The organism is Corallococcus sp. 4LFB (assembly GCF_046520365.1).
GTDB classification, from domain to species: Bacteria; Myxococcota; Myxococcia; order Myxococcales; family Myxococcaceae; genus Corallococcus; species Corallococcus caeni.
The window spans coordinates 1-5257 of record NZ_JBKGHJ010000534.1; the positions used below are offsets into that span (position 1 = coordinate 1).

Genomic DNA, 5257 nt, shown 5'->3' on the forward strand with positions numbered 1-5257 from the left:
CGACGGCCGACCCGGTGGAGGCGCGCGCGGAGGAGCTGCTGCCCCAGCTCTCCGGTGACTTCCTCACGCTGTCCGAGCGCGCGCTGACCCTCTATCGCCAATGCGGTCAGTCCCTGGCGAAGCTGCCCGGAGCCCGCGCGCGAGGAGCTGGCCCGCACGCTGGCGCGCATCGACGAAGGGCGCGGTGGAGCTGGCGTCCGAGTGGGCCGGCGTGGAGGCGCAGCTGGAGGAGCGCGCGCCGCGGAGCTGCAGGCGGAGCGCGACAGCCTGGAGCGCAGCGCCCGTGCGAGCACCGACGTGGTGGCGCGCCGGCAGCTGGAGGCCGCGGCGGCGTCGCTGGCGGAAGAGGTGGAGCGGCTGGGGGACATGCGTCAGCGGCGGGAGCGCATCCTCGCGAGGCTGCGCGCGGAGGTGGCGCTGCTGGAGCGTGCGCGCGTGGCGCTGCTGTCGCTGCGCAGCGGACAGGCCCAGCTGAAGGCGGCGGAGCTGGCCTCGCTGGCCCGCCGGTTCCGCGCCCTCTCGACCGCTCAGGGAGAGGAAGGCCAGGCGATGGACGCGGTCGCGGCCCAGGTGACGTTGACCCAGGTGGCGCCGGTGGAGGCCGCCCCGGTGACGCCCGTGGATCCGGCTCCCCTCGCGTCCGACGGCGCCAAGGTGCCGGAAATCCAGCGGATTCAGGGGGAATAGGACCTGGGGAGGCTGTCAGGGCCCTCCCGCCCCGGGCCTCCGGGAGGACCCGCGGCAAGCGTCCGTTTTCGATGCTGGACCTGCCGAGTGGTCGGGGGGGCCTGAAGCTTGCGCCGGAGCGCGGTACATTTCGGGAGTCATGAGCCTGCCCTCCCCCAGCAAGCCCGCACCGCCACCCCCCTGGCTGTGGAACGGAGATGAGCCGAGGGTCGCCACCGTCTTCCAGCCCATCGTCGATCTGCTCAGCGGCGAGGTGCTTGGCCACGAGGTGCTGTCGCGAGGCCTGGGCCCGGTGGAGTCCCCCAACGAGCTGTTCAACCGCGCGCGGGTGGAGGGCTTCACCTTCGAGCTGGAGCGCGCGTGCTGGACCGCGGCGGTGCGCCGCATCGCCACGCTGCCGGAGGCGCAGCGGCGCGGACCCTTCTTCTTCAACGTCAGCCCGGACGTGCTCAGCGACGAGCGCTTTGGCGGCGCGTCCACGCTGGAGCTGCTGCGTCAGCACGGCCTGAGTCCCCAGCAGCTGGTGCTGGAGATCACCGAGCGCAGCACGTTCGAGGACACGGAGCAGCTGCGCATGCTCGCGCGGCGGTACGCGGAGCAGGGCTTCGGCATCGCGCTGGACGACTTCGGCGCGGGACACTCGGGCCTGGTGACGCTGGTGCACAGCGCGCCGGACTTCATCAAGCTGGATCAGGCGCTGGTGCGGGACATCCACCTGCACACGTACCGGCAGCACCTGGTGAAGTCGCTGGTCGCCTTCGCGCAGCGCGTGGACGCGGTGCTCATCGCCGAGGGCGTGGAGACGTGGAACGAGCTGGCCGTCCTGCTGCGCCTGGGCATCCGGCACGCGCAGGGCTACCTGCTGGCGCGGCCCGTGAGTTCCCCGCAGCGGCCGGGCGCGGACTTCGCGGAGCGCTGCCGGGAGGCCATCCGCGCCCTGCACCACCGTGAGCACGAGGACGACGAGACGGTGGGCAGCATGATCATCCGCCCGCCCTGCGCTCCGGTGACGGCGCAGGCGGTGGAGCTGGACCGGCTCTTCCGCCGCACGCCGGGCGAGGACCACGTCGTGCTGCTGGACGGAGAGCAGCCGCACGCGGTGGTGACGCGGCGGAGCTTCTACGCGCGCTTCGGGGGTGCCGCCGTCAGCGCGGCGTCCGCGCTCCCGGAGGGGCCGCGCGAGGCGCTGATGGTGGTGGAGGACGCGACGGCCATCACGGCGCTGGCGCGCATGGCGATGCGCCGTCCGCCCGAGTCCGTCTACGACCCGGTGGTGGTGACGGACGCGCAGGGCCACTTCCTGGGCACGGTGACGATGAAGCAGCTCATCGCGCGGGCCTCGGACCTGGAGCAGCACGCGGCGACGGGGGCGCATCCGCTCACGGACCTGCCCGGCAGCCGGATGATTGAACGGTGGATCCGCGCCGCGCTCCAGGGCAGCGCGTTCACGGTCATCTACGCGGACCTGGATCACTTCGAGGCGTACAACGACCGCTATGGGTTCCTCCAGGGCGACCGGGTGATCCGCTACACGGCGAGCGCCCTGTCGGAGTGCCTGCACCTGCTGCCGGAGGGCTCGAACCTGGGCCACGTGGGCGGCGACGACTTCGTGCTCGTGTGTCCGGACGCGGTGGCGCCGGAGGTGTTGCGCACGCTCTGCCAGCGCTTCGACGCGGAGAAGGTGCCGCTCTACGGTCCGGAGGACCTGCGGCGCGGAGGCTTCACCGCGACGGACGCGGCGGGCAACACGGTGCCGGTGACGCTGAGCCTCGCGGCGGTGGACCACCACGGGCTGTCCGCCCACCCGCACCCCGCGGAGCTGTCCGCCGTCGCCGCGGCCCTGCGCAAGCGCGTGAAGGCCGTCTCCGCGCAGACGCACACCAGCACGTTCCTGTTCCAGCCGGGCGCGGTGAAGTAGTCGGGCTGAGCCTCACGCCCAGCCGTCGGGTCACGGCGCGATGGGGAGGGTGCTCACGCCCTCGAACTCCGCCGTGCCGCCGCGGACGATGCCGTTCTTCTGGCACCAGCCGCCCGGCACCTCCAGCACGTACTGGCTGGGGATGCCCACCGTGCGGTTCGTCAGCGTGCGCGGCTCCGCGTTCTCGATGATGCCCACGACGCGGCCGTCGGACGTGATGAACAGCATGTCCAGGGGGATGAGCGTGTTGCGCATCCAGAAGCCGCGCACCTCCTCCTCCGGGAAGAGGAAGAGCATGCCCTGCCCGGCGGGCAGCGACTTGCGCCACATGAGCCCGCGCGTGCGCGACTCCCCCGTGGCGGCCACCTCCACCTCCACGCGGTGCACTCCTCCGTAGGCATCCTTCAGCCGCACGTGCGCGCGCGGCAGGGTCGGCATCACGTAGTCCTCCGCTGCCACGTCCTTCGATTTCGGACGCGCCGGAGCGGGCGCGGCGGGCTTCGGAGGCGCGGCGGGCGCTTCCTGACACGCGCCGCCCCCGAAGGCCAGCGCCGCCAGAACGAACGTGAGGCGCGTCCGCGTCGTCATGACGGGTGCTGGGGGTGCAGGGGCTTGTTGAGCAGCTTCTCGGTCAGCTCGGAGCCCAGGCTGTCGGACATGAGCCGCTCCACCAGCGTCTCGAAGTCCACGCGCTGCGACTCGCTGCTGTAGATGAAGCGGATGCCCATGCCGGGCTCCTCCGCGTCGGCCTTGGACCAGACGACCTCGCCCAGCAATTCGAAAGGTGCCTCGCGGTGCGGCACCGTCAGCTTGAAGAGGAAGCGCGTGCCAATGGGCAGTGGCTTCTTCGTCTTGATGAACGTGCCGCCCTTGCTGATGTTCTTCGTGTAGTCGGCGAAGAACGAATTGAGCTTCTTGTAGTCGACCTTCAGCTCGATGGGCGCACGACCGTGGGTGCGCAGTTCGGATCCGCTCTTCTGTTCGGACATGCGGCCGGGGAGTATAGGGGACGCCATGCGGCAAGTCCTCCCCCGTGCCCGCGCTCTGTTGGGCCGTCCGGCCGTCCTGGCCACCGTGCTGCTGCTTGGCGGTGGGGGGGCGGCCCTCGTCCTCCTCCCGCTTTTCGGGGTCCCCGGCTTCGAGCTGGGCCTGGCCCTGTCCATCGCCGTCGGCCTGCTTGGAGGAGGAACGGGCATCGCCGCCGCCGCCCAGGAGCGCCGCATCCTCACCGGCGCCTCCCCCCGGCCCGCCTCGGCGGAAGCCTCCGCCCTGCCCGGAACCGCCGTGGGGCGCGCCCTGGGCGCCAGCGTCGTCCTGAACCTGGGGGTGCTGGCCCCCCCCTTCGTGTGCGCCCTGCTCTTCGCCCGCCTGCGCACCGCGTGCGACCCCTTCGAGCTGGCCGGCTTCTACCCCCTGCTCACCGTCCCCTCCGCCCTGCTGGCGTCCGCGGCCGGCGTGTTCCTGGGCTTCGCGACCGCCCGCCCCCGGAGCGCGGCCGGCATGTACGCCCTGCTCCTCCTCGCCTCACTGGCGGTGACGGTGTGGCCCATCGTCTTCGGGCCCCAGGTGTTCGCCTTCAACGTCTTCCTGGGCCACCTGCCCGGCCCGCTCTACGACGAGGCCCTCCAGCTGACGGCCGCGCTCGGCTGGTTCCGCCTGGAGACGCTCCTGTGGGTGGGGGTCTTCGCGGGGCTCGCCCTGGCGTTCCTGGACGTGCGCACCGGGCGGCTGGCGCGGCAAGGGGCTCGCGTCGGCGGCCTGCTGGGGCTGGTGCTCCCCTGCGCCCTGGGCATCACCTGGCTGGAGGTCCGCGCGCCCCAGCTGGGCCTGCGGATGAGCGACGCGTACCTGGCGGAGCAGCTGGGCGGCGTGCGGGAGACGGCGCACTTCGTCCTGCACTACCCGCGCGGCAAGGCCCGCGAGGACGTGGACCGGATGGCCCGCGACCTGGAGTTCCGCTACGCCCAGACGTCGCGCTTCCTGGGCGTGGCCCCCACGGAGCGCGTGCGCGTGTGGCTCTACCGCTCCGAGGACGAGAAGCAGAAGCTGGTGGGCGCCGGCCGCACCCAGTTCGCCAAGCCCTGGCGCACCGAGCTGCACATCCAGGACAAGCCCTTCCCCCACTCCACGCTGCACCACGAGCTGGCGCACGTCATGGCGGGCCCCGCGGGCTCCGGCTTCTTCCGCGTCACCACCCGGCTGGGCGTGTGGCCGCTGATGGGCGTGATTGAAGGGCTCGCGGTGGCCGCGGACGACCCCGTGCAGGGCGAGCTCACCCTGCACCAGTGGGCCGCGGGCATGCGCCGGCAGGGGCTGGCCCCGGACATGCGCGACCTCATGGGGCCCAAGGGCTTCTACCAGTCCGCCCCGGCGCGCGCGTACACCGTGGCGGGCTCGTTCCTGCGCTACCTGGCGGACACGTATGGCGCGGACCGGCTGCGCGCCGTCTACGCGCACGCGGACTTCAACGAGGCCTACGGCCGGCCCCTGGACGAGCTCGTCACCGAGTGGGAGCGCACCCTGGACGCGCTGCCCCTGGACGCGTCCACGCTCGCGCGGGCCTTCGCGCGCTTCCGCACGGGCAGCCTCTTCTCCCGCGCCTGCGCCCGCGAGGTGGCCCGGCTGTCGGAGTCCGCCCGCGACGCGCTCGCG

General features: G+C 72.7%; 5 protein-coding genes. 3 read left to right on the plus strand and 2 right to left on the minus strand.

Features of this window, described 5'->3' with window-relative positions:
- The first annotated feature begins 201 nt into the window (after positions 1-201).
- Together ACLEQD_RS36145 and ACLEQD_RS36150 are read left to right on the plus strand one after the other, a co-directional pair.
- Positions 202-687: a hypothetical protein gene (locus ACLEQD_RS36145; protein ID WP_410390426.1), complete on the plus strand. Its 486-nt coding sequence runs from the start codon at positions 202-204 to the stop codon at positions 685-687.
- Positions 688-826: 139 nt separating this feature from the next.
- Positions 827-2605 (plus strand): EAL domain-containing protein, encoded by a 1779-nt coding sequence (locus tag ACLEQD_RS36150; protein ID WP_410390428.1) that lies wholly within the window; start codon positions 827-829, stop codon positions 2603-2605.
- A 30-nt stretch (positions 2606-2635) separates the two neighbouring features.
- On the opposite strand, the gene ACLEQD_RS36155 is transcribed toward ACLEQD_RS36150, so the two are convergent.
- Positions 2636-3193 carry a DUF192 domain-containing protein gene (locus ACLEQD_RS36155; RefSeq protein ID WP_410390430.1) on the minus strand — a complete coding sequence of 186 codons (558 nt, stop codon included), beginning with the start codon at positions 3191-3193 and terminating at the stop codon, positions 2636-2638.
- On the minus strand, positions 3190-3594 hold the full coding sequence (locus tag ACLEQD_RS36160; protein ID WP_120528360.1) for a TIGR02266 family protein: 405 nt from the start codon (positions 3592-3594) through the stop codon (positions 3190-3192). The genes ACLEQD_RS36155 and ACLEQD_RS36160 overlap by 4 nt, the downstream gene beginning before the upstream one ends.
- Before the next feature lie 25 nt (positions 3595-3619).
- Here ACLEQD_RS36160 and ACLEQD_RS36165 point away from each other — a divergent pair.
- On the plus strand, positions 3620-5257 hold a 1638-nt coding region (locus ACLEQD_RS36165; protein ID WP_410390432.1), incomplete at its 3' end, for a hypothetical protein.